This is a genomic window from Rhizobacter sp. OV335 (assembly GCF_900142965.1).
Classification (GTDB): domain Bacteria; phylum Pseudomonadota; class Gammaproteobacteria; order Burkholderiales; family Burkholderiaceae_C; genus Rhizobacter.
In genome coordinates this window covers 34,148-57,762 of the sequence record NZ_FRCQ01000034.1, presented here as the reverse complement: position 1 = coordinate 57,762, position 23,615 = coordinate 34,148, and the positions used below count along the sequence as shown (strand labels likewise).

The window sequence follows — 23,615 nt, the reverse complement described above, 5'->3', positions numbered from 1 at the left end:
GGATCCCGGGTCAGCCTGCCGCGGTCTGCAGCAGGGTGTCGAACACTTGCTGGGCGACCTGCAGCATCTTGGCTGCGGCCTGGTAGCTCTGCTGGTACTGGATCAGCTTGGCGGCCTCTTCGTCGAGGTTGACGCCCGACTTGTTGGCGCGCGCCGATTCGGCCTGCGAGGCCGCCGAATCGGAGATGCTCGCCGCGGTCTGCGCGCTCTGCACGCGCACGCCGATGTCCGACAGCGCACTCGCGTACGCGTCGGTGATGGACTTGCCCGGCGTCACCGTGCCGTTGGCCGCCGTGCTGCCGCCGACGATGCCCTTGGTGCCGATGCCGACGAAGGCCAGCGCATTGCCGTTGTTCGCCTCGGTCGACGTGGTCGGCTTCACCGCCACCGTGTCGCCGCTCTTCGGCACGCCGTTCAGCTTCAGCTCGAAGCCGTTCAGCGCGATCGGCGTGCCGGCCGTCCAGGTGCCGGTGCCGGTCGACACCTGCGCGCCCGTCGAGTCGAGCAGCTCCCAGTTGTAGTCGCCGGTGTCCGACGTGAAGCTGACGTTGGCCGTCAGCGTGCGGTCCAGCGAGGTGCTCACCGCGGCCAGCGACGCGAGCGTCGCCGTGCCCTTGTTGGTCGCCGCGAAGGTCGAGGTCACCGGCGACGCCGCGGCGATGCCGTTCGGATCGCTCAGCACCGCGCGCATGTCCTTGGCCGCGTTGCCGACCGGCTGCAGCAGCGTGCGGTCGCCGGCCGCCGAGGCACCGGCGGTCATCTGGATCGTCATGCCGTCGACCGTGACGCCGGCGGCCATCTGGGCCGCGCTGAACGGGCTGCCGACCGCCGCGGTGTTGTCCGACAGCCTCGTCAGCGAGTAGTTGCTGCCGTCGAACTGCAGCTCGTAGTCGCTCGCCTGCACCTGCGTGGTGTCGGTCAGCGTGACGCCGAAGGCCGCATCGCCGACGTTGCTCGCGGCCGGCAGCGAGCGCGGCGCGCCCACCGCGTACAGCGGCGAGCCGTTGCCGGCCGGCTTGCCCATGTCGAGGCCGAGCGCCTGCTGCTGGTTGACCGCGCCGCTGATCGCCGCGGCCATCTGGCCGAGCAGGTTGCGCGCGTCGACCAGGTCGTCGTTCTGGAAGCGCAGCATGCCGGAGATCGAGCCGTCGGACAGCGCATCCTGCGGGATCATCGACGACAGGCCGCTGCCCACGCTGATGCCGAGCTGCACCTTCGACGGGTCGTACGGGTCGGCCACCGTCGTCAGCTTGTTCGCGTTGGCGCCCAGCACCAGCGCCTGGCCGCCGCCGACGAACACACCGACGCTGCCGTTGTCGGCCCGGATCGTCGTCACGCCGATGAAGCCGCTGATCTGGCTGATCAGGTTGTCGCGCTTGTCCAGCAGGTCGTTCGGCGGCTGGCCGGTGCCGTTCAGCGCCTGGATCTGCTCGTTCAGCTTGCCCACCTGCTGGGCCAGGCTGTTGACGGTGTCGACCGAGCTCTTGATGTCCTGCGTGATGCCGGTCTGGATGCTTTGCAGCTGGTCGCCGGCGGCTGCGAACTTGTCGGCCAGTTCCTTCGCGCGGGCGATCACCACCTGGCGCGCCGACGCATCGGCGGGCTGGTTCGCGACGTCGACGAAGGCGTTCAGCAGCTGGCCGGCCGAGGAGCCGACGCCCGAGGCGCCGGTGCCGAACACCGATTCGATCTGCTTCAGCTGCTCGGCACGCGCCGCATCGCCGGCGGCCGTCGCCTTGGTGGCCGAGGCCTGCGTCGTCAGGAAGCTGTTGTACGAGCGGATGACCGAGCTCACGTTGACGCCCTTGCCGAAGAAGCCGGCGCCGGTGAACTGGCCCTTCGCGGTCTCCAGCACCACCTGCTGGCGCGAGTAGCCCTCGGTGTTGGCGTTCGCGATGTTGTTGCCGGTGGCCTGCAGCGCCGCGTAGTTGGCGAACATCGCCCGCGTGCCGATGCCCAATAGTGCGGAAGAACTCATGCGTCTTGTCCTTCGCTCACGCGGTGGCGCGCTGCAGGCGCAGCGTCGTGTTGATCATGTTGGTCAGCTTCTTCGCGTACTCGGGGTCGGTCGCGTAGCCCGCGCGCTGCAGGCCGTGCGCGAAGCCCTGGGCCGAGTTGCCGGCCGCCACCACCTTCGAGTAGCGCGGGTTGTCCTTCATCAGCTTCGCGTAGTCCTTGAACGACTCCTCGTAGCTGGCGTAGGCGCGGAACTTGGCCTGCACCTTGTGCGGCTGGCCGTTGACCACCTCGGTGGTCGTGACGGTGGTCGTCGGGCCGGTCCAGTCCTTGCCCGCCTTGATGCCGAACAGGTTGAACGAGCTGCTGCCGTCGGCATTCCTGATCTCGTGCCGGCCCCAGCCGGATTCATGCGCCGCCTGCGCGACCATGAAGGTCGCCGGGATGCCGGTCTCGGCCTCGGCCGCCTTCGCGGCGCTGTCGTGCAGCTTCAGGAAGCCGACCTGGCGCTCCTTGCCCTGCAGCGCGGCCGGCAGCGGCGCGGTGCCGCTCTGGCCGGTGGCGGCCACGGTCTGCGCCGACGCCGCGTCCTTCGCCATGTTGGCCAGCGGCTCGCCGAGCTGGCGCTCCAGGTGCTTGGCGATCATCTCCGACAGCCCGCCCGGACGGCCGCTCAGCGATTGCGCGAGCTGCGTGTCCAGCAGCTCGGTGCCCATCTGCGTGCCGGAGTTCTCCAGCATCCCGGAGCTGAGCGTCGCCTGCCGCATGCTCTTCATCAGCTGCTGCATGAAGATGCCCTCGAACTGCTTCGCGGTCTCCTTGATCGCGGCCTTCGGGTCCTTCGAGGCCGCATAGCGCAGCGCATCGACACCCTTGGTGTCGCTCGCCAGGCTCTGGCTCTGCAGGCCGGGTTGGGTCGGGTTGATCGCCATCAGATCACCTCGAGTTCAGCGTTGAGGGCACCGGCGCTCTTCATCGCCTGCAGGATCGCCAGCAGGTCCATCGGCGTCGCGCCGAGCGCGGAGAGCGCCTTCACCACGTCGGCCAGCTTCGCGCTCGCCGGCAGCTGGATCAGCGCGCCGGCCTCCTGCTTGATCGTGATGTCGGCCTTTTCCTTCGTGACGGTGCTGCCGCCGCTGGACAGCGGCGACGGCTGGCTGATCACCGGGGTCGTGCTGATCGTCACCGACAGGTTGCCGTGCGCGACCGCGCAGGCGCTCAGCGTGACGGTCTGGTTCATCACCACCGAGCCGGTGCGCGCGTTGATCACCACCTTGGCGGCCGGCGCGGCCAGCTCGACCGGCAGGTTCTCGATGTCGGCCAGGAAGCCCACGCGCGCATCCGGCGAGGCCGGCATGCGCACGCGCACGACGCGGCCGTCGATCGCGTGCGCGGTGTCGGCGCCCATCTTCGCGTTGATCGTGCGCGCCACTTCGCGTGCGGTGCTGAAGTCGCTGGCGTTCAGGTCGAGCTGCAGGAACTCGCCCTGGTTCAGCGGCGTGGCCACCGCGCGTTCGACCGTCGCGCCCTCGGGCACGCGGCCGGCGCTCAGGTGGTTGATCTGCACCTTGGAGCCGGCCGCCGAGGCACCGGCACCGCCGACGATCAGGTTGCCCTGCGCGAGCGCGTAGATCTGGCCGTCGGCGCCTTTCAGCGGCGTCGCGATCAGCGTGCCGCCGCGCAGCGACTTGGCATTGCCCATCGACGAGACATTGATGTCGATCGTCTGGCCCGGCTGCGCGAAGGCCGGTAGCTGCGCCGTCACCATCACCGCGGCGACGTTCTTGACCTGCATCGTGGTGCCCGGCGGCACGGTGACGCCCATCTGCTGCAGCAGCGCGTTCAGGCTTTGCTGCGTGAAGGGGGTGGAGGTGGTCTGGTCGCCGGTGCCGTCGAGGCCGACGACGAGGCCGTAGCCGACCAACTGGTTGGCGCGCACGCCTTGCACGGCGGCGACTTCCTTGATGCGGGCCGCCTGCGAGGGCATCGGCCACCACAGTGCCGCGCTGGACGCGACGACCGTCAGGCTGATCAGCAGCCGCAGGAGCTTTTCGGTGACGGTGGTGTGGTTGGTTTGCATATCGGCTTCATCGCAGGATGAAACCGATTCTGAGCAAACTTAAATGGGCAGAACGTTCAAAAAGAACCGCCCGAGCCAGCCTATTCCATTCGCATCGGCCTGCGCGCCACGGCCGCGGTGCTCGATGCGCACGTTGGCGATCTGCGCCGACGCGACGCTGTTGCCCGGCTGGATCGCCCGCGGGTCGACCTGGCCCGAGAAACGCAGCACGTCGACGTTCTGGTTCACGCCGATCTGCTTCTCGCCGGCCACCACCAGGTGCCCGTTGGACAGGACTTCCGTCACGGTCGCGGTGATGATGCCGGAGAAGTCGTTGGTGTTTTCGGTGCTGCCCTTGCCGGCGAAGGTGTTCGACGAGTTGCCGGCGGCGTTCGAGCGCAGCAGCGCATTCGGGTTCACCAGCGGCAGCGCACTGACGCCGGCGGCAACCGCGCCGCTCTTGTCGATCGTGCTGGTGCTCTTCTGGCTGGCCGAGACTTTTTCCACGATCTGCACCGTCAGCGTGTCGCCGACGAGCCGGGCGCGGTAGTCCTCGAACAGCGGCCGGTACTGGCCCGACTGGAAGATCGAGCCGTTGTTGACCGACGGTGCCGCGACCGCCTCGGGCCGCGCGCGCGTCGGCTCGGCCACGTCGACCTTGGGCAGCGGATAGAGCGTGCTGCAGCCGGCGAGCAGGGCCGGCGCGGCCAGGAGGGCAAGTCTCTTCATGGCGGTCTTTACAGTTGGCTGAGCTTCTGCAGCATCTGGTCGGAGGTGGTGATCGCCTTCGAATTGAGTTCGTAGGCGCGCTGGGTCTGGATCATCGAGACCAGTTCCTCGACCGGGTTGACGTTGGACGTCTCGACGAAGCCCTGCTGCACCAGGCCCAGGCCGTTCAGCCCCGGCGTGCCGGCGCTCGGCGTGCCGGAGGCCGCCGTCTCGGTGAACAGGTTCTGGCCCTTGGGCTCCAGGCCGGCCGGGTTGATGAAGTTGGTCAGCTGCATCTGGCCGACGGTCTGCGGCGCCGACTGGCCCGGCAGCGTCACCGTGACGGTGCCGTCGTTGCCGATGCTCACGCTCTGCGCGTTGGCCGGGATCGTGATGCCGGGCTGCACGGTGTAGCCGTTGTTCGTCACCAGCTTGCCGGTCGCGTCGACCTGGAACGAGCCGTCGCGGGTGTACGCGTTGGTGCCGTCGGGCATCTGGATCTCGAAGAAGCCGCTGCCGCGCACCGCCACGTCCAGCGTGTTGCCGCTCTGCTGCAGGTTGCCCTGGCTGAAGCTGCGCGAGGTCGCGACCGCGCGCGTGCCCAGGCCCACCTGGTAGCCGGTGGGCAGCGTGGTCTGCTCGCTGCTGTTGGAGCCGGCCTGGCGCAGGTTCTGGTACATCAGGTCCTCGAACACCACGTGCGACTTCTTGTAGCCGTTGGTGGCCGAGTTGGCGAGGTTGTGCGAGATGGCGTCCAGCTGGGCCTGCTGGGCCTCCATGCCGGACTTGGCCGTCCACAGTGAATTCAACATGGTGGGATTCCTTCAGGTTCGGTGGAGGTCAATTCATCGACAGCAGCTGCGCGGCGGCTTTCTCGTCGCCCTCCGCGGTCTGCAGCATCTTCATCTGCGATTCGAACTGGCGCGCCGCGGCGATCATCGACACCATGGTCTCGATCGGGCTGACGTTCGAGCCTTCGAGCGCGCCGTCCTGCACGCGGGCATTCGGGTCGGCCTGGAGGTCGCCGGAGGCAGAGCGGAACAGGCCGTCGGTGCCGCGTTCGAGCGGCGTGTCTTCGGTGGCGGTCACCAGCTTCAGCTTGCCGACCGCGGTGATCTTGCCGTCGATGCCCTTGGCGCTGACGGTGCCGTCGGCGCCGATCGAGATCTCGGTGTTGGCCGGCACCTGGATCGGGCCGCCGTCGCCGAGCGCCGGCAGGCCGCTGCGCGTGGTCAGCGTGCCGTCGGCGCTGATGTCGAGCGAGCCGCCGCGGGTGTAGCCCTCGGTGCCGTCGAGTGCCTGCACCGACAGCCAGCTGTTGCCCTTCACCGCCACGTCGAGGTTGCGGCCGGTGGCCGTGACCGGACCCGGCGTCGCGTCGTAGCCGGGCGTGGTCTCGAGCGCATAGACGCGGGTGCTGGCGCCGCTGCCCAGCACCGGCACCGCGCGGAACGCCGCCAGCTCGGACTTGAAGCCCGGCGTGGACGCGTTCGCGAGGTTGTGCGACAGCGTGTCTTGCCGCTGCATCATGGCCTTCGCGCCCGACATCGACAGATAGATCATGCGGTCCATGGCAGCTCCTCAGCGGGTGTGTCGATCAGCGCAGGTTGACCAGCGTCTGCAACACCTGGTCCTGCGTCTTGATGGTCTGCGCGTTGGCCTGGTAGGTGCGTTGCGCGGTCATCATGTTGACGAGCTCGGCGGTCAGGTCGACGTTCGATTCCTCGAGCGCGCCCGACTGCAGCACGCCCATGTTGCCTTCCGACGGAACGCCCAGGATGGGATCGCCCGACTCGTAGCTGCGCATCCAGTTGTTGCCGCCCATCGGCTTCAGGCCTTGCGCGTTGCGGAAGTTCGCGAGCTCCGTCTGGCCGGCCGGCTTGGACTGGCCGTTCGAATAGGTCGCCATCACGATGCCGTTGTCCTCGATCGACAGGCCCGACAGCTGGCCCGGCGCGTAGCCGTCCTGCTTCAGGTCGGTCACGCCGAAGCCGGCGCCGTACTGCGTTGCGCTGCCCAGGTTGAGCTGCACGCCGGGGATCGCCAGCGTCTCGGCACCGGCGGCGTTCGTGGTCGCCGGGATGTCGAGCGTCACCGCGCCCACCGGGGCGGTCGGGTTGCCGCCGTTGGTCGGGAACTGCAGCGTCGTCACCGGGGCCGGGTCACCGGCACCGTCGACCGCCAGCGAGGTGCCGTTGGCCGTCACGTAGACGTTCCACTGGTCGGTGCCGGCCTTCTGGAAGTAGTAGGTCAGCGCGACGTCCTGGCCCTTCGCGTCGTAGACGGTCAGCGAGGTCGCGTTGTTGTAGGTCTTCGCGTCCGTCAGGTTGATCTGCGGCGTGGTCGCCGGCAGCGTGGTGGCGGCACGCGAATCGAGGTTCATCTCGAGCGTGATTTCCTTCGTCGCGGCCGGGTCGATGCCGGCGGTGGGCAGCTGCAGCGGCACGGCCTGGCCGGGCTGGATGGTGCCGGTGCCATCGGCCTTGTAGCCCATCAGCTTGAGCCCACCGTTGCTGACGATGAAGCCGTCCTTGTTGACCTGGAACTGGCCGTTGCGCGAGTACACCGTGGTGCCGTTGTCGTTCAGCTGGAAGAAGCCCGAGCCGTTGATCGCGACGTCGAGCGAGCTCTCGGTAGTGGTGATGCTGCCCTGCGTGAACTGCTGCGTCACCGCCGCCAGGTTCACGCCGATGCCGATGTTGTTGGCACCCGAGCCGTTCATCGCGGCGGCGTACATGTCGCCGAACTCGGCGCGCGAGGCCTTGGCGCCGAAGGTGTTGGCGTTGGCGACGTTGTTGCCGATGACTTCGAGGTTCTTGCTCGAAGCGTTCAGACCGGAGAGACCTTGCTGGAAGCCCATGGTGGTGTCCTTCTTAGTTGAATGCCTTGACCTGGTCGTAGGTGACGCCGCCGGCCTTCTCGAGGTCCAGCACCAGGGTGTTGTTGGCCGTGCTGATGGCGTTGACCTTGTCACGCATCAGTGCGGTGCTCTTGAGCGTGTTGGCCCCGCTCATCGCGGTCACCTTGAAGGTGATGCCGCTGGTGTTGTCGTAGGCGCCGGCGTCCCACTCGAAGGTGTTCATCCCGCTGCTCTGCGCGCCGAGGTTCAGCGTCTGCAGCGTCTGGCCGGCGGCGTTCTGCACCTCGATCTTCACGTTGTCGGCGGCGGCGTCGATCTGGAAGCCGCCCGTGCCGACCTTGTCGGCGATGTCCATCTTGTTGCCCGGCACGATCACCTCGCGGCCGACCAGCGAGGCGCCCTGCACCGCCTGCATCTGCAGGAACTGGGTCGACAGGCCGCCGACCGTGCCGTTGAGCTTCTCGATGCCGCTGACGGTGTTGATCTGCGCGATCTGGCTGGTGACCTGCGCGTTGTCCATCGGATTCAGCGGGTCCTGGTTCTGCATCTGCGCGACCAGCAGCTTCAGGAAACGCTCCGAGCTTTCGGCCGCGGTGGTGGCGCTGGTGTCGGTGGACGACTTCGTGTTCAGCGCGGCGTAGTTGTTGGTGACGGTGTCGACGGCCATGGGGTGCTTTCGTGGTCAGAGCTCACTGGCCCATTTGCAAGGTTTTCATCAACAGCGTCTTCGCGGTGTTCATCACCTCGACGTTGTTCTGGTACGAGCGCGAGGCCGAGATCATGTTGACCATCTCCTCGACCGCGTTCACGTTGCTGTAGGTCACGTAGCCCTCGGCATCCGCCTGCGGGTGCTTCGGGTCGTGCACCTTGCGGCCGGGGGTCTGGTCCTCGGTGATCGTGCTCACCTTGACGCCGGCCGCCGCGGGGCCGCCGGGTTGGCCGAGCTGGCCCATCATTTCGGTCTGGAACGTGACCTGCCGCGCCTTGTAGGCCTGGCCATCGGGGCCGGCGACGGTGTCGACGTTGGCGAGGTTCGACGCCACCACGTTCAGGCGCTGCGACTGCGCGCTGACCGCGCTGCCGGAGACATTGAAGATCTGGAACATGCTCATCATTGCCCCTTGATCGCTTCGAGCATCGTGCGCACGTTGGCGTTGATGAAGCGCAGCGTCGCTTCGTAGTGCACCGAGTTGTCGGCGAAGTTGGCGCGCTCGCGGTCCATGTCGACCGTGTTGCGGTCGAGGTTGGTCTGGCTGGGGGTCGCGTACAGCAGGTTCGATTCGGCACGCGCGCCGGTCAGGCCGCTGTCGATGCCGATGTGGCCGGCCTGCGTGGTGGTCGGCACGGCCGCGCTCTGCTGGCTGCCGGTGGCTTCGCGCAGCGCCTGGGCGAAGTTCATGTCGCGGGCGACGTAGCCCGGCGTGTCGGCGTTCGCGATGTTGCTGGCGATCAGACGCTGGCGCTCCGAGCGCAGCGCAAGCGCCGAGCCTTGGAAGTCGAGCGAGTTGGTCAGGGTGTTCAGCATGGCGGCGTTTCCTTTCGGTCCGCGGCGTCGGTCGGTGCCGAGGCCATGGGCGATGTGAAAGGATTGTGGGCAGCGCCTTCTGAAACATAAGCGGGAATAGCGGCCGGTTTGTCCGCCATTTCGGGCGCTTGCCCGCGGCAGCACGCTCCTACAGTCGAGGCGTGAACAAAGCCCCTGCCCTTGTTGCCTTCATCGCTTTCGTCGCCTGCGTGGCGATGGGCGGCGCCGCCTTTGCGGCCGGGGCGGCAGCGCCCGCTGCGTCATCACCGTTGGAACAGCAGGCGCTCAGCTTCGTGCAGGCCCAGCTCGGCAACAACCCGGCGCTGCCGGGCCGTGTCGAGGTCGTCGCCGGACCGATGGATGCGCGCTTGCGCCTCGCACCCTGCCAGCAGGTCCAGGCCTATCTGACGCCGAACACCCGGCTCTGGGGCAAGACCCGGGTCGGGCTGCGCTGCACCCAGGGTGCGACGCCTTGGAACATCTACCTGCCGGTGACCGTCAAGGTCTGGGGCAAGGCGCTGGTCATGAACCAGGCGATGCCGGGCGGCCAGGTGCTGGCGGCCGGCGACGTCCGGGAAACCGAGGTCGACCTCGCCGAAGAGGCCAGCCCGGCGCAGACGGACGCCGCGGCACTGGTCGGGCGCGTGCTGGCCCGCTCGGTATCGGCCGGCCAGGGCGTGCGCCAGGCGACGCTGAAGGCGCGGCAATGGTTCGCCCCGGGCGACACCGTGCGCATCCGTGCCGTCGGCGACGGCTACGCGGTGGCCGGCTCGGGCGAGGCAGTGACCGCTGGCATCGAAGGCCAGCCGGCGCGCGTGCGCACCGAAAGCGGCCGTCTCGTGACGGGTGTCGCGGTCGCGGAGCACCAGTTGGAACTCGCATTGTGAAAAACCGTCCCAGGGTCAACAATTCGGGCGATAGCCCTCAAGTCGCCAACGGGCGGGCCGATACACCGTGCATGTTGAAAGGCCGGGCCCAGTGTCCCGACCCAAGGAGTCCTTCATGAGCATCAAGATCGGCAATCACGCAGAAGCTGCGGCCCCCACCCAGGCGGTCGGCAGCACCACGCAAAAGCAAGGGACGACCGCCAAGCCCACCGAACAGGCCACCCCGGCTGTCGGCGCCGCGGCCCCCGAAGCCAGCACCACCGTTTCGCTGTCGAGCGCGGCGTCGTCGCTGACCGGCGCGGGTTCGGCCTCGGCCGATTTCGACGCCGACAAGGTCAAGCGCATTTCCGACGCGATCGACAACGGCAGCTTCAAGGTCAATCCGGAAGCCATCGCCGACAAGCTGATCGCCAACGCCCGGGAAGTGCTGGGCCACTGATCGTTCAGCGGTTCGGTTTTCTGTCTCGGTCTCTGTCTCGATTTCTTCAACGGCCCCTGGCCACCCGTTCGTCATGCAGCAGCCGGTGATTCCCGCGTACGAAACCTCGCCCGAACTCGAGGCCACCCTCGGCGCGGTCGAGACGCAACTCGCCTCATTGGGCGAGGCGCTTCGCACGCGCGACAGCGCGGCGATCGACCTGCATGCGACCGAACTGCACCGCTCGCTGGCGCGCGCGGTCGATCATTTCACCCGCGCGGCCCGCAGCGGCCCGGTGCCCACCCCGTTGCGCGAGCGCCTGGCGCTGGCCGGCGGCCTGGTGGCGGCACAGCGCGAATCGCTGGCGCGTGCCACTGCGGCGCTCGACCGGGCGATCGACGTGCTGATGCCGCGCGAGCGGCCGGCGGCGGTGTATTCCGCGAACGGCCCTGCCGACCGCGGCAGCCGCGGGTTCGTCCAGGCCTGATTCATGTTCAGCGCGCCTTGAACGGCGCCTGATACAGCCACACCGGCCGCCCATCCGGACAGATGTGCCGTGCCACCGGGCGCAGTTCCTGCGCCTCGAACTCCAGACTCGCCATCCACGCCCTTGGGCGCAACTCCATCTGCGCCTTCGCGACGGCGCGCGGCATGCTCTCCGGCCGCTGGAACAGGTAGACCAGCTCGTAGCCGGACCAATCGGCCTTCCAGATGTCGCCACGCGTCACGCGCGCCGGGATGCGCCGCAGCCGGCAGCGCAGGCCGCACAGCAGCCGCACCGGCCAGCTCCATTCGATGCCGTCGAGCAGTGCCCTCGGATAGGCCGCGTGCAACTCCCGCAACCCGTCGCCCAGCCCGCAGCCGGCATCGAGCACCCGCGCGCCGTCGGGCAGCGGCATGAGCGCCGACAGCCCACGCAGCGCGCCGCGCGGCGTCGGGAAGACCGGCGCATCGCGCCAGGCGTGAACGGGGTAGAGGGCGAGCAGCGCGCCCATCGGCAGCAGCCAGGCCCAGGCTGGCAATGCCCCGGCGAGGCCTGACGCCAGCAACGACAGCGGGAAACCGAGTGCGACGAAGACCCGGCGCCAGCGCGTGGCGGCCACGATCGGCAGCAGTGCGAGCAAGCCGCCAAGCGCGGTGGCCAGCAGCAGCGCGACGCCGAGCGGCATCGCAGTGCGCTGCAGGCCGAGGAAGAGCGCCCAGGCCAAGGCCCAGGCGAGCAGAGCGGGCAGCGGCCAGATCATGCGCGAACTCTCCTTCGTCAACGCGGAACCATGGATGGCCGGTCGAGTTTGACATCAAGGCAATCCGGTGGACTGGATGAGGAGCCGTGCGAATCGACCAAGGCGATGGCGAACGGGTTCGAGGGACACCGCAAGTCGTTGTCAAAGCGGATGAGACGCGACCCCTGAATGATGGACTCTGCATGGATCGATATCTCCAGAAGAGTTACTCAGGCTGTGCCAGCGATCAGCTTTCAGAGGCTCTTTCGTACAAACAGACCATGCAGACCGAAATTTGATCGTGCGGTCTTTTAATTTTTCTATTCGGAGTTAGCACCCATGCGCGGAATCGATAAAGTCAAGCAGCTGTTTCGTGGCAGAAACCCGCAAAGGCGATACACCGAGCTTTCTGATCCTGAAAGAATTGAAAATGCCCGCACCGGGGCGAGATCAACATCCCCCTCGAGAACTCAGAATCAGGGGGACCATCACACCCTCGATCATAAATCAAAAGATCTCATACGAGATATCTGCGATCAAGCTCTGGGTGAAATTGAAAATCTCCGGCAACCGTGGCCCACATCGAGAATGCTGTACTTGATCGCCTGCACAGCGCGCCTACTCCCACACGATCTACACGATGAAAGTTTGGCCATCGGTCAACTCATCGACGATCTTCGCGGTGCCTTACCAAAGCGAAAACCACAAAAATCCACAATCGTCCCTAGAAAAAAGCCAACCCCAAAATACCTGTCCCCCGCGAAAATTGATGAACTGCGCAGCGCGTTCGAAGCCATCAAAAAATACGAAGTGGTATCTTCGAAACCGTCGCCGAGCCTTCGAGGCGATTCACACTCAGCCATTGAACGCTCAGAGGAATCCGAAAGGTATGTCAGCACTTATGGCGACGCAAAAATACCTGAAAAAGAGTTGACTTCCGCCAAGAATCATCCGCCCATCGAGTGGATTGAACCGGACCATCCCGCAACCCCCTCTCCCGCTGCGCAGCTACGTGTGCTTGGGCTCACACCCCTCCGCCCTTCCGCAGCGAAGACCGAGGATGACCGACATCGCGAATCTTATCGAAAGGCTGTTGCGGCCCTGGAGCTTGCTGGACTCACAATCCAGTGGACGACTGACAACAATGTCTGGAAGGCACAGGCGCCAGTCAAAATGTTCGACAAGGCACAGCACGCCAAAATCCTGGCTCGTGCGGCAATTCAATTGAAACTGGATTCCAGAAGTGGGCCGCGGGCGGACTCATTGATTGAGTTGTACGAAACTCTGACAGGAGAGCGGCTGCCGCCCTTCAAAAACTGAACGCCACCCGCACGCCACCCCAATGCCGCCCCTGCACCGTGATCGGTGCGGCGGCTTCCTTCAGCAGCACGAATTGCCCGCCGCCCATGTCGCGGCGGTAGGTCTGCAGCAGGAACGGGCGCTGGTTGCGCGCGGAAGCGAGCCCGGTGCGGTCGTTGAAGATGCGGCGGTAGCGGCTGTTGACCGTGTCCCAGGCCAGGTCGCCGCGCTGCGGGTGGCAGTACTTCTTGTTGTGCGTCGCCACGTAGCCGTTGCGGTCGACCGCGATGCAGAACACCACCTTCGGGCTCAGCGTCAGCACGCGCTCCTGCACCTGCGGGAACAGCCTGTCCGCCAGCTCGATGAACTTGGTCGCGTGCTGCGCCGGGTTGGTGCCCGGCAACGGCCGGTAGGCTTCGTCGAACAGGTCGGACGGCGAGATCGTGCGAGTGCGCAGCGAATCCTCGAGCAGCTTGCCGATCTGCGCGGCCGCTTCCATCGCGGCCTGGATGAACGGCGTGTCCTCGGTCTCGATGCCGCATTCGGCCACCAGCTCGATCAGGTGCTCCGACACCTTCAGGAAGGCCTCGCTGCGGCGCATCGCGTTGTCGAGCGCCGCGGTGGTCTGCTGGATCTCCGACTGCATCGCGCCCATCTGCAGGTTGACGCCGCCGCAGATCTCGCGGCTTTGCGTCGCCGCGGCAGTGATGCTCGCGACCCCGGCCTCCACATCGGCCAGCGCCTTGTGGAAACCGCCTTGACTGATTTCGCCCGGCTTGGCCTGGATCTCGCGCGACAAGGCCTCGATGCGCGTATCGAGCACGCCCACGGTGCTCATGATCGCCTTCGACGAGCCCTCGACCTTCGAAGCCAGGTCCTTCACCGCATCGGCCACCACGCCGAAACCGCGCCCGGCCTCGCCGGCGCGCTTGGCTTCGACCGAGGCGTTGAACGCCACCAGCCGCGTCTGCAGCGCGATCTGCGTGATCTCGCTGGCGGCCGCAGCCACCTCGCGCAGCGTGTCGACGATACCGGCCACCTCGGTGCCGACCGCTTCGACCGCCTCGCGCGCACGCCCGACCGCATCGAGGCTGCCGGCCGTGACATCGCCGATCGCCTGCTGCGCCCGCGTGACCTCGCCCAGCTGGCCGGCCAGCGCGACGACGGCCTGCGCCTGGCGGGCCGACACCTTGCTGGCGTCGTCGAGCAGCCCGCGCACCTCGGCGGCATCACGGCCGACGCTCGACGCCTGCTTGCCGATCGACTGCACCGCGGCCCGCAGGTCGGGCTCGCCGGCTGCTGCAGTCACCGCGGGCTCGACCGGCGCGTTGGGCGACTGCTCGCGTCCCTTCCTGAACATTGCAAACATGGCGTCTCGGTCTCTGTGATCACCACTCGCGCAGCTTGACGCGCAAGCGGGCGATGGACTGGCTGTGCAGCTGGCAGACGCGCGATTCGGTCACCTTCAGCACGGCCGCGATTTCCTTCAGGTTCATGTCGTGCTCGTAGTACATGCTCATCACGTACTGCTCGCGCTCCGGCAACGTCTTGATGCCGTCGACCAGGGCCTGGCGCATGCGCTGGTCCTGCAGCTGCGCGAGCGGGTTGATCCCTTCGTCGGCCACGTGCCGGTCGAGGAAGTCATTGTCGCCATCGTCGCCCGACATGTCTTCCAGATAGACCAGCTGGGTGCCGCGCACCTTGCCAAGGAGTTCCTGGTATTCGGGCAGCGTGATGCCCATCTCGCGGGCGATCTCGCTTTCGGCAGGCGCACGGCCGAGCTTCTGCTCGAGCTTGTGCACCGCCGATTCGATCGTGCGCTGCTGCTTGCGCGTGCCGCGCGACAGGTAGTCGTTGCCGCGCAGCTCGTCGAGCATCGCGCCGCGGATGCGCTGCGTCGCGAAGGTCTCGAACTGCACGCCTTGCGCCGCGTCGAAACGGCTCAGCGCGTCGGTCAGCCCGATCATGCCGACCTGGATCAGGTCGTCGATCTCGACGTTGGCAGGCAGCTTCGCGATCATCTGGTGGGCGAGGCGCCGCACCAGCGAGCTGTACTGCTTGAGCATCGAGTTGACGTCGAGTTGGCCTTTGGCGGTATACATGGGGTCAGCTCCGGGGGAATTCAGTTCAGGGCCTGCTGCGGGAAATCGCGATAGGCCGGGAATGCGGTGGGGTACGCGGCGGCGTGCGCAACGTCGGCGGCGACAGGCTGCAGCACGTCACGGGCCCAGCGGCGCAGGGCCGGGGTGGGCGGGTCATTGACGTCGGACGCGGGATCGACGTGCATCCAGTCGCGCAGCACGGCGCCCAGGAAGCCATCGGCACAGGAAGCGATCTGCTGCGCGATGCGTTCGGCGCGCGGCGAATGGGGGGCGGCGCCGAGCAGCAGGTCGTGCACCATCAGGCCGGCGCGCTGCGTCAGCAGCTTCATCGCGGCATAGGCATGGGTCACGCTGGCCGGGCGGTCGTCGGCCAGCAGCAGCGGGCGGGCCTCGCTGCGCATGAACAAACGGCACAGGTCGGTCTCGGTGGCATGCACCAGCACCACGTCGGCATGCGGCGCGGCATCGGCCGCGGCGTGCAGGAAGTTGGCGGTGCTGCCATGCGCATCCACGTAGCGGATCGGCAGGCCGCGCGCGGCGAGGTACGACACCTGGTGCGACAGCGGCTCGACACAGCCGGTCAGCCCGACGGCCGTCAGCTCGGCCGGGGCCGGCGCGCGGTCCGAGGCGTCGATCACCAGCACGTGCGCGCCGAGCTCGCCGAAGGCGGTGCACAGGCGCTCCAGCATCACGCCGCCGAACGCCATGTTCGGGTTGGCCACCACCGGCACGAAACGCACGCGCGTCTGGCCGAACAGCTGGCGCAGGCCGTGGGCCTGGTCTTGCGGGAACGAGGAGTCGAAGGCGTCGTGCATGGGGCGCTGAGGACGAGTCGAGGGGGCTGTTCTTGTTTGATCGAAAACGATCGATCAGGCGTGCAGCGAGCCGCGCGTGCGCAGCGCCGGCTGGCGCGCCGTGAAGATCAGGTTCACGTCGTCGGCATCCATGCGGTAGGCGGTGCCGGTGTTGGCCCGCAGCGCGCGATGCACCAGCGCGTGGGCCGACAGGCGGTGCCAGTCTTCGGGGACGCGCTGGCCGTTGGCGACGCCGACGACCTTCAGCTTGTGGCGGATCAGCGCGTCGAGCGCCGGGGCCAGCTTGACGGCTTCGTCGAGCTTCGACAGCACGATGCCTTTGCAGGCGGCGGCGCGGTACGACACCATCACGTCCTCGATGGTCTCGCCCTGCGCGGCGGCGTTGACGACCAGCAGCTTCTGGATCGAGCGGTGGGCCAGCATGTCGAGCAGTTCGCGGGTGCGGCTGTCGCGCTGGGCCATGCCGGCGGTGTCGATCAGCACCATCTTCTTGGCGGCCAGCAGCTCCAGCAGGTCTTCGAGCGACGCGCGGTCGTGCGCGGTGTGCACCGGCACGCCGAGGATGCGGCCATAGGCGCGCAGTTGTTCGTGGGCGCCGACGCGATAGGCGTCGAGCGTGATCAGGCCGAGGTTGGCGGCGCCGTGCTTGGTGGCGAACGCGGCGGCGATCTTGGCGGCGCTGGTCGTCTTGCCGACGCCGGTGGAGCCGATCAGCGCGTAGACGCCGCCCTGGTCTTCGAGCGCGGCGTCGTTCTCGCCGGTGATCAGGTTGCGCTCGAGGATGTTGGCGGCCCACGCGGTCTCGTCGCTCACGTCGTTCGGCAGGCTTTCGGCCAGCTTGCGGATCAGCGCCGGCGAGAAGCCGCTGTCGAGCAGCTTCTGGATCAGCATCGCCTGGGCGGGCTGGCGCTGCAGCTTTTCCATGAAGGCCAGCGCGCCGAAGCGCTCTTCGATCAGGCCCTTCATCGAGCGCAGCTCGTTCATCATGTCCTGCTGGTCGCGGCGCGCCGTGGCGTTGCCGTTGGAGCGGGCATCGGCGAGCGAGACGACCGGCGCGGCGGGCACCGGGGCGGGGGTGTGTTGCTGTGCCAGGGCCTGGGCACGTGCATCGGCCAGCGCCTGTGCATGCGCTTGAGCCTGGGCATGCGCCTGGGCGGCCGCGGCGGCGGCCTGCTGTTGCTGCACGCGGATTTCCTCGCGCAGCACCGGCGGTTCGCGCAGCGCGGGGCTGCGGCCACCGACGGCCTGCATCGGCGCGTGCTGCACCGGCGCCGGGTGCATCGCCTGCCGTTCGGCCAGGCGCTGCTCGAGCGCGGTCGGCAGCGACGGCTCGTCGTCGGGCATGAAGCTGGGTTCGTTGTCGCGGCCATGCTGCAGGGCGGCCTGGCGGCGCTTGAGCATGCGCTCACGCACGTAATCCTGGAACGACAGCGTGCTCATCGACAGGCGGGCGACGTCGTCGTTGACTTCCATCGCGGGGGCCGGTGCCGGTTGCGGAGCGGGGGCTTGGCGGGCGGGCTGGGCGCGGGGCGCGGCGGCGCGCTTCGCGACCGGCGGCGACGGCGGGATCGGACCGGCGGCCGACAGGCGCTCGATCTGTTGAACGCTTTCCGGCGCCATGGCCAGCACCTCGACGCCTTCGGCGCAGGGCTTGGTCGAGAGCACGACGGCGTCTTCGCCGAAAGCCTGGCGGACCAGGGTCAGGGCGTCGCGCGAAGTGCGGGCGGTGAAGCGTTTGACGTTCATCGGGAGCTCCAGGAGATCGAGCAGGAACCAGTGGCAAGCAATGGCATCCAGTGTGTGAGCGCGCAGCCGTTCATGGTCTGGCGATGAGCCACCGTAAATCCCTTCATTTGGGATGTTTCGTGCCGAGGGGGCACGGCGGTGGACAGGAAGGCAGAGGTCATGGACGGACGCGGTGGATGCGTGCCGTCATTGTTCCGGGGTGGGGCGGAAACTTGAGGAGGATGAGAGGGGGGAAAGACCCCTTGTTCTGCTGCGCTATCGCGACAGCAGCGTCGCGTGGTGGGTCTGCAGCCAGTCGATGGCCAGTGCGGAGAACGCCTCGAATGCGGCCTTGGCATCGCGCAGATCGGCCGTCGTTCGCCCCATTCCTGCGTACTTCTGGTTCCGCACTTCGCGGACGGAATCCAGTCGATCGGCCAACGCGATGCCGGCTCCCACCGCTTCACAGGCCGCCTCAAGGACGAAGGCATGATGCCCGTCGATCGCCCGGTGCTTCCAGCCGGAAGCATTCAGGACGGCGAGCGCGACGAAGAACGTGGCGTCGTACGCCGCCTCAAAGCGGGTGCCAATCGACACGGTGGGGTTGTCCGAATCCGCCACCTTGTCGTTCGCCGCCTCAATCCACGCTCGGATCGCCGCCTTGTCCTGCGGGCAGGGAACGAAGGCCGAGGCCTGTGTCTGCAACTGCTTCGCGCTTCGCAACATCGGACCAGGTTCCCTTCAGGTCAACCCGGGCCCCCGCCGCAACGGAGGACCAGAAGGCACTGCCCGCGCTCAACTGGAGCGCCAGTTCGGGAGGCGACACAACCACGACGTTGATGCTCTTGTGGTGCTGGCGACCGACCGGCTTGAAGGCGGCCTGGGCGGACACCGCGCTCAACTCGCCGACGACCAGCACGTCCACGTCGCTGAGGGCGTCTGCCGTTCCTGCTGCCTGCGACCCGAAGACCGCAATGTAGGTGGCCGCCAGCGTTTGCGCCCTGGTACGAAGGTCCTCCATCAGCGAGCCCGCGCGAGCGAACAGGGAGCGAAGCGGCTCGGCCAACGGCGAATCCAGGTTGATCGCGTAACGCATCGAAGGGCTGTCCGGCAGCGCGCGCACCACCCCGCCGTCGACCAGCACGCGCAGCAGCTTGCTGGTGTTGCCCGAATCCGTGCCGGCCGCCTGGGCCAGGCCGCGCAAGTGATAGGTCTGGTCGGGGTTCGACAGCAGCACTTCGAGGATGCGTGCCTTGGTCTTGCCGCCGAACAGGGCCGTCAGGATGTCGCTCATTTGCTGTCAATTTTACAGCAATTGCTGTCGAATCAACAGCACCACAGAGACCGTCAGTTCGCCCCGATGATCGACCCGATCCGGATCGAATGCGTCTCGGGAATCTCGCTGTGCCCCAGCACCCGCAGCCGCGGCGCGGCGCGCTTCAAGAGCCGCGCCATCGGCGCGCGGATCATGTCCGGCACCAGCAAACAGGCCGGGTGACCCAGGTCTTCCTGGCGCTTGGCCGACACGGCGGCGCTGCGCGTCAGCGTGTCGGCCACACCCGGGTCGAGCACCGCGCCGTGCGGCGAGTTGAGCGCTTGCGTCACCAGGCGTTCCAGCTCGGGCTCCAGCGCGATCACCTCGAGCTCCTTCACCGGGCCGTAGATCTGCTGCACGATGGCCGGCGCCAGGCTGATGCGGATGCGCCGCGCCAGTTCGCCCGGCTCGCTCGCCACCGCGGCATGCTCGGCCAGGCTCTCGACGATCGAGCGCATGTCACGGATGTGCACGCCCTCTTCCAGCAGCAGCTGCAGCACCTTCTGCAGGCTCGCGATGCCGACCATCTTCGGGATCACGTCTTCCATCAGCTTCGGCGCCAGCTTGGTCACGTGCTCCACCAATTGCTGCGTCTCGACGCGGCCGAGCAGCTTGGCCGCATGCAGCTGCATCAGGTGCGACAGGTGGGTCGCCACGACGGTGGAGCAGTCCACCACCGTGAAGCCGTTCATCTGCGCCGATTCGCGCTGGCGCTCCTCGATCCACACCGCAGGCAGGCCGAAGGCCGGGTCGGTGGTGCGGGTGCCGATCAGCTGGGTGGTCGCGCCGCCCGGGTTGATCGCGAGCAGCATGCCCGGGAAGGCCTCGCCCTCGCCGACCACCGCGCCACGCAGCGTCAGCCGGTACATGCTCGGCTTCAGCTCCAGGTTGTCGCGGATGTGCACCGGCGGCGGCAGGAAGCCCACATCCTGCGCGAACTTGCGCCGCACGCCCTTGATGCGCTGCAGCAGGTCGCCTTCGCGGTTCTTGTCGACCAGCGTGATCAGCCGGTAGCCCACTTCCAGGCCCAGCGTGTCGACCGGCTGCAGGTCGTCCCAGCTGGCTTCGGCGTTCGGTTCGGCCACCGGCGCGGCCGGTGGCGGCGTGTTCCTGACGCGCTTGTTGCGCTCGTTCATCCACCACGCCGCATAGCCCATGGCGCCCGAGATCAGCAGGAACACCAGGTGCGGCATGCCCGGGATGATGCCCAGCAGGCCGATCACGCCGGCGGTGATGGCCAGCACGCGCGGCGAGTTGAAGACCTGGCTCGCGACCTGCGTGCCGACGTCTTCTTCCTTGCCGACGCGCGACACCACCATCGCCGCCGCCACCGAGATCAGCAGCGCCGGCACCTGGGCCACCAACGCATCGCCGATGGCCAGCAGGATGTAGCTGTCGGCCGCCTGCGACGCCGACAGGTCGTGCTGGGCCACACCGATGATGAAGCCGCCGATGATGTTGATGAACAGGATCAGCAGGCCGGCCATCGCGTCGCCGCGCACGAACTTGCTGGCACCGTCCATCGAGCCGAAGAACTCTGCCTCGTTGCCCACTTCGAGGCGGCGGCGCTTGGCCTCCTTCTCGTCGATCAGGCCGGCGTTCAGGTCGGCGTCGATCGCCATCTGCTTGCCGGGCATCGCATCCAGCGTAAAGCGCGCGCCGACCTCGGCGATGCGCTCGGCACCCTTGGTCACCACGACGAAGTTGATCACCACCAGGATCGCGAACACGATCAGGCCGACCGCGAAGTTGCCGCCGATCAGGAAGTGGCCGAAGGATTCGATCACCTTGCCGGCCGCGCCCGGGCCGGTGTGGCCCTGCAGCAGCACGACGCGGGTCGAGGCGATGTTCAGCGACAGCCGCAGCAGCGTCGTCAGCAGGATCACCGTCGGGAAGGCCGAGAAATCGAGCGGCCGCACCATGTAGGCCGCGACCATCATCACCATCAGCGCCATCGCGATGTTGAAGGTGAACAGCAGGTCGAGCGCGAAGGCCGGCAGCGGCAGCACCATCATGGACAGCACCATGATGATGAAGACCGGCGCCATCAGCGCCTTGATCGCCTTGGCATGCGGGCCGAGCCAGCCCTGGACTTGTCGGATCAGCGGATTCATTCAGTGTCCTCGGTGGCCTTCAGGCCGTGCTTGCCGCTCTTCGGGTTGTGCGGATCGAGTTCGTCCGGCACGTTCAGTTCGGGCAACGCGCCCGGCAGCGCGACGCGGCCGTTCAATGCGGCGCGCAGCTGGTACACGTAGGCGAGCACCTGGGCCACCGCGGCGAACAGCGCGGCCGGAATCTCGCGGTCGACCTCGGCGTGGGCATACAGCGCACGCGCCAGCACCGGCGCCTGCAGCACCGGCACCTTCGATTCCTTCGCGGTGTCGCGGATGCGCATCGCCATCAGGTCGGCGCCCTTGGCGACCACGCGGGGCGCGCCCATCTTGCCTTCGTCGTACTTCAGCGCGACGGCGTAGTGGGTCGGGTTCATCACGACGAGATCAGCGGTGGGCACCGCGGCCAACATGCGGCGATTGGCCATCTCGCGCATGCGGGCGCGGATCTTGGCCTTGATCTCCATGTTGCCTTCGACTTCCTTGTGCTCCTGCTTGACTTCCTGGTGGCTCATCTTCAGGCGCATCGCGTGCAGCTGGCGCTGCAGCGGCACGTCGACTGCGGCGAAGAGGGCCAGCGCCAGCAGCACCAGCAGCATGCCGCCGACGATGGTGCTGCCGACGTGCGACAGCGCCTGCGGCAGCGGCATCGACAGCGCACCGGCGAACATCTCGACGTGCGAGCGCAGGTACATCGCGCCGATGGTGCCGAGGATCAGCGCCAGCACGGCGCCCTTGATGGCTTCAATCAGCTGCTGCTTCGAGAACAGCTTGCCCATGCCGGTGATCGGGTTGAACTTGTCGAACTTGGGCGCGAGCGGCTTCATCGTCCAGACCCAGCCGCCGGCCGCGACCGCGACGGCCACGCCGACGAGCATCATCAGCAGGCCCATCGGCAGCACGACCCACAGCAGCTTGTGCGTGAGTTCGGAAAGGCGCTCGCCCATCGCCTCGGGGTTCTTGGCCATCACGGCGTTGAACTGCAGGCCGGACGCGAGCAGTTGCTGCAGCCAGCGCGCCAGCATCGGCGCCACCGCCACCAGCGCCGCGCCGCCGACCGCGATCGCCGCGAAGTGCGACAGATCGCGCGAACGCGCGACCTGGCCCTCGGTTCGGGCCTTGTCGAGTCGTCGCTGCGTGGCGGGTAGGTTGCGGTCTTGGTCGGACATGGCGGGGGCGGTGATGCGCTCCCGCGATTGTTCCGGGGTGGGCCAGGAACTTGAGGCGGATCAGAGGGGGGAAAGTGGGCCAGTTCTTCTCACTGAACAGAAGGACACGCAGGCAGATGGATTTCTTCTTCACTGAACCAATGGAGCGGCGGCGTTACTTAGTTCGGACCCGCATTTGCATCCTGAAGACGTAACCCCATGCTGCCCAAAATCACCTCCCCTACCCCCTCCCAGTCCGCCAGCCCGATGCCGCAAACAAGGCGTCCAACGGAAGAGCCCGGACAAAAAGCCGCCAGAGAGTCAGCAATCCGTACGCTTGAAGTGTTGTTAAGAGTAAGGGAGGAGGGTCTGCAGGGAGCAGCCCCTCAAGCCATCGAAGACATGCAAGTCTTGCTATTCAACATGTGCCGAAATTTGTCCTTCGCCGCTGTGGAGAGAAAATCGGACTGGAAGCAGCCAGCGATCGGCACACTAACTGCCATTAAAAAGCAATGGGATCATATAAAGAGTCAGACACCAGCGGAGGTGCATCAAACGGTCGACCGGCTCATTGCCGGTACCGAAAACGCATTGCTGGAAAATGACCTCAATGCGTTTAGAGTCATTTTTGAGCGATTGAGTCATATTTTCTCTGGCCCATCGAGCATCATCCCCAATAAGAAAACAGTATGGGTTGGGGTGCCTCGTCTATATCGCGATGAGCAACCACAAGTCGACCCCAGCAGCTATCTTCCAGAATGCCTAGGGCTGGAACGAAAATTTCTGAAACGCATGGAAGAACATGCGAAATATCTTCCGCCGCATGAAGCCAAAGAACTGATGTCGCATGTTGTCGGCCTTCTCGATCCGATTCCGAAAGAAAAGAAATCTGCAGATCACCTCCATGCGATGAATTTCTTGCTGGTGAAAGAAAAATTTCTTCGCGACACAACCCTTCCAGCTGAGATCATCAACATCATCGGGGAGTTCGCTGTCAACTCGAGAGCAGCCACGGTGACGCCAGCCAGGGAGCCCGAACGCGTTGTGCCTCCGAGAAAATCCGCGGCCAGCAGTTTCAAAGACAAGGTAGAAGGCCACTTAGCTTCCCTGAGGCAACCGGCGATAAAGAATGCGTTCCTGGATGGAGACCACAAAAAATTCGAGATCTTCCTGCAGAATATCGGTAAATACAGAAAAATAGGAAATCACAGCAAGGCCGACGAGAAACGTCTCCGGCAAGCGCAGAACGATTTGCAGAAATCACTGAGCAACAAGAATCACGGCGTTTACTGCACGACCTTGGAAGCATTTCATAAAGCATTACCGGACGGCACCGACATTTCCGACGGCAATTTCGAATCAAAAGAAACTGGTGGGCGTCACGAGTCAAGACTCAGCAAAATTTCCAAAGCCGCCAGCAACCTTCTGTCTCCGCGCGGCAAGAAGAAATAAAACATCAAGGCC

At 66.5% G+C, this 23,615-nt stretch carries 24 protein-coding genes; 5 read left to right on the top strand and 19 right to left on the bottom strand.

What is annotated here, in order from left to right; translation table 11 throughout:
• Window positions 1-10: 10 nt before the first annotated feature.
• From flgK to flgB, 10 genes are read right to left on the bottom strand one after another with little or no spacing between them, the layout of a single operon-like run.
• Window positions 11-1,978, bottom strand: a complete 1,968-nt coding sequence (flgK, locus tag BUE42_RS27100; protein WP_073468399.1) for a flagellar hook-associated protein FlgK — start codon at window positions 1,976-1,978, stop codon at window positions 11-13.
• 16 nt (window positions 1,979-1,994) lie between these two features.
• On the bottom strand, window positions 1,995-2,888 hold the full coding sequence (flgJ, locus tag BUE42_RS27095) for a flagellar assembly peptidoglycan hydrolase FlgJ (RefSeq protein WP_073468398.1): 894 nt from the start codon (window positions 2,886-2,888) through the stop codon (window positions 1,995-1,997).
• Window positions 2,888-4,036, bottom strand: a complete 1,149-nt coding sequence (locus BUE42_RS27090; protein WP_073468397.1) for a flagellar basal body P-ring protein FlgI — start codon at window positions 4,034-4,036, stop codon at window positions 2,888-2,890. Before BUE42_RS27090 ends, flgJ begins: the two co-directional genes overlap by 1 nt.
• 39 nt (window positions 4,037-4,075) lie before the next feature.
• Window positions 4,076-4,744: a flagellar basal body L-ring protein FlgH gene (locus BUE42_RS27085; RefSeq protein WP_073468396.1), complete on the bottom strand. Its 669-nt coding sequence runs from the start codon at window positions 4,742-4,744 to the stop codon at window positions 4,076-4,078.
• Between the two features lie 8 nt (window positions 4,745-4,752).
• Window positions 4,753-5,535, bottom strand: a complete 783-nt coding sequence (gene flgG / locus BUE42_RS27080; RefSeq protein WP_073468395.1) for a flagellar basal-body rod protein FlgG — start codon at window positions 5,533-5,535, stop codon at window positions 4,753-4,755.
• A 28-nt stretch (window positions 5,536-5,563) separates the two neighbouring features.
• On the bottom strand, window positions 5,564-6,295 hold the full coding sequence (flgF, locus tag BUE42_RS27075) for a flagellar basal-body rod protein FlgF (RefSeq protein ID WP_073468394.1): 732 nt from the start codon (window positions 6,293-6,295) through the stop codon (window positions 5,564-5,566).
• Window positions 6,296-6,320: 25 nt separating this feature from the next.
• Window positions 6,321-7,583 (bottom strand): flagellar hook protein FlgE, encoded by a 1,263-nt coding sequence (gene flgE / locus BUE42_RS27070; RefSeq protein ID WP_073468393.1) that lies wholly within the window; start codon window positions 7,581-7,583, stop codon window positions 6,321-6,323.
• A 13-nt stretch (window positions 7,584-7,596) separates the two neighbouring features.
• On the bottom strand, window positions 7,597-8,250 hold the full coding sequence (locus tag BUE42_RS27065) for a flagellar hook assembly protein FlgD (protein WP_073468392.1): 654 nt from the start codon (window positions 8,248-8,250) through the stop codon (window positions 7,597-7,599).
• A 22-nt stretch (window positions 8,251-8,272) separates the two neighbouring features.
• Window positions 8,273-8,695, bottom strand: coding sequence for a flagellar basal body rod protein FlgC (gene flgC / locus BUE42_RS27060; RefSeq protein ID WP_073468391.1), 423 nt, complete (start codon window positions 8,693-8,695; stop codon window positions 8,273-8,275).
• Window positions 8,695-9,108 carry a flagellar basal body rod protein FlgB gene (gene flgB / locus BUE42_RS27055; protein WP_073468390.1) on the bottom strand — a complete coding sequence of 138 codons (414 nt, stop codon included), beginning with the start codon at window positions 9,106-9,108 and terminating at the stop codon, window positions 8,695-8,697. Before flgB ends, flgC begins: the two co-directional genes overlap by 1 nt.
• Window positions 9,109-9,269: 161 nt before the next feature.
• On the opposite strand from flgB, the gene flgA reads away from it, so the two are divergent.
• The 3 genes from flgA (at window position 9,270) to BUE42_RS27040 (ending at window position 10,900) form a co-directional block, all read left to right on the top strand.
• On the top strand, window positions 9,270-9,995 hold the full coding sequence (flgA, locus tag BUE42_RS27050; RefSeq protein WP_235002635.1) for a flagellar basal body P-ring formation chaperone FlgA: 726 nt from the start codon (window positions 9,270-9,272) through the stop codon (window positions 9,993-9,995).
• Between the two features lie 115 nt (window positions 9,996-10,110).
• Window positions 10,111-10,434 (top strand): flagellar biosynthesis anti-sigma factor FlgM, encoded by a 324-nt coding sequence (flgM, locus tag BUE42_RS27045; RefSeq protein WP_235002634.1) that lies wholly within the window; start codon window positions 10,111-10,113, stop codon window positions 10,432-10,434.
• Between the two features lie 73 nt (window positions 10,435-10,507).
• Complete coding sequence (locus BUE42_RS27040; protein WP_073468388.1) at window positions 10,508-10,900, top strand: hypothetical protein; 393 nt, start codon at window positions 10,508-10,510, stop codon at window positions 10,898-10,900.
• 7 nt (window positions 10,901-10,907) lie between these two features.
• On the opposite strand, the gene BUE42_RS27035 is transcribed toward BUE42_RS27040, so the two are convergent.
• Window positions 10,908-11,657, bottom strand: a complete 750-nt coding sequence (locus BUE42_RS27035) for a class I SAM-dependent methyltransferase (RefSeq protein ID WP_073468419.1) — start codon at window positions 11,655-11,657, stop codon at window positions 10,908-10,910.
• Window positions 11,658-11,975: 318 nt separating this feature from the next.
• Here BUE42_RS27035 and BUE42_RS32670 point away from each other — a divergent pair, with 318 nt between their 5' ends.
• Window positions 11,976-12,956, top strand: a complete 981-nt coding sequence (locus BUE42_RS32670; protein ID WP_143171785.1) for a hypothetical protein — start codon at window positions 11,976-11,978, stop codon at window positions 12,954-12,956.
• Here BUE42_RS32670 and BUE42_RS27030 read toward each other — a convergent pair.
• From BUE42_RS27030 to flhB, 8 genes are all read right to left on the bottom strand, one after another.
• Window positions 12,946-14,304 (bottom strand): methyl-accepting chemotaxis protein, encoded by a 1,359-nt coding sequence (locus BUE42_RS27030; RefSeq protein ID WP_073468387.1) that lies wholly within the window; start codon window positions 14,302-14,304, stop codon window positions 12,946-12,948. The genes BUE42_RS32670 and BUE42_RS27030 overlap by 11 nt on opposite strands.
• 19 nt (window positions 14,305-14,323) lie before the next feature.
• The gene (locus BUE42_RS27025) at window positions 14,324-15,037 is read right to left on the bottom strand and encodes an RNA polymerase sigma factor FliA (protein ID WP_056802489.1); all 714 of its coding nucleotides are present in this window, start codon (window positions 15,035-15,037) and stop codon (window positions 14,324-14,326) included.
• A 20-nt stretch (window positions 15,038-15,057) separates the two neighbouring features.
• Entirely contained in the window at window positions 15,058-15,852 is a 795-nt protein-coding gene (locus tag BUE42_RS27020; protein ID WP_073468386.1) for a hypothetical protein, read from the bottom strand.
• 54 nt (window positions 15,853-15,906) lie between these two features.
• A complete protein-coding gene (gene flhF, locus BUE42_RS27015; protein WP_073468385.1) occupies window positions 15,907-17,598 on the bottom strand; it encodes a flagellar biosynthesis protein FlhF in 1,692 nt (563 codons plus the stop codon).
• Between the two features lie 255 nt (window positions 17,599-17,853).
• Entirely contained in the window at window positions 17,854-18,174 is a 321-nt protein-coding gene (locus BUE42_RS27010) for a hypothetical protein (protein ID WP_143171784.1), read from the bottom strand.
• Window positions 18,175-18,214: 40 nt separating this feature from the next.
• Entirely contained in the window at window positions 18,215-18,871 is a 657-nt protein-coding gene (locus BUE42_RS27005) for a nucleotidyltransferase domain-containing protein (protein WP_073468383.1), read from the bottom strand.
• 53 nt (window positions 18,872-18,924) lie between these two features.
• Window positions 18,925-21,006: a flagellar biosynthesis protein FlhA gene (flhA, locus tag BUE42_RS27000; protein ID WP_073468382.1), complete on the bottom strand. Its 2,082-nt coding sequence runs from the start codon at window positions 21,004-21,006 to the stop codon at window positions 18,925-18,927.
• A complete protein-coding gene (gene flhB, locus BUE42_RS26995) occupies window positions 21,003-22,172 on the bottom strand; it encodes a flagellar biosynthesis protein FlhB (RefSeq protein WP_073468381.1) in 1,170 nt (389 codons plus the stop codon). Before flhB ends, flhA begins: the two co-directional genes overlap by 4 nt.
• A 198-nt stretch (window positions 22,173-22,370) precedes the next feature.
• On the opposite strand from flhB, the gene BUE42_RS32665 reads away from it, so the two are divergent.
• On the top strand, window positions 22,371-23,603 hold the full coding sequence (locus BUE42_RS32665; protein WP_143171783.1) for a hypothetical protein: 1,233 nt from the start codon (window positions 22,371-22,373) through the stop codon (window positions 23,601-23,603).
• Window positions 23,604-23,615: the final 12 nt, after the last annotated feature.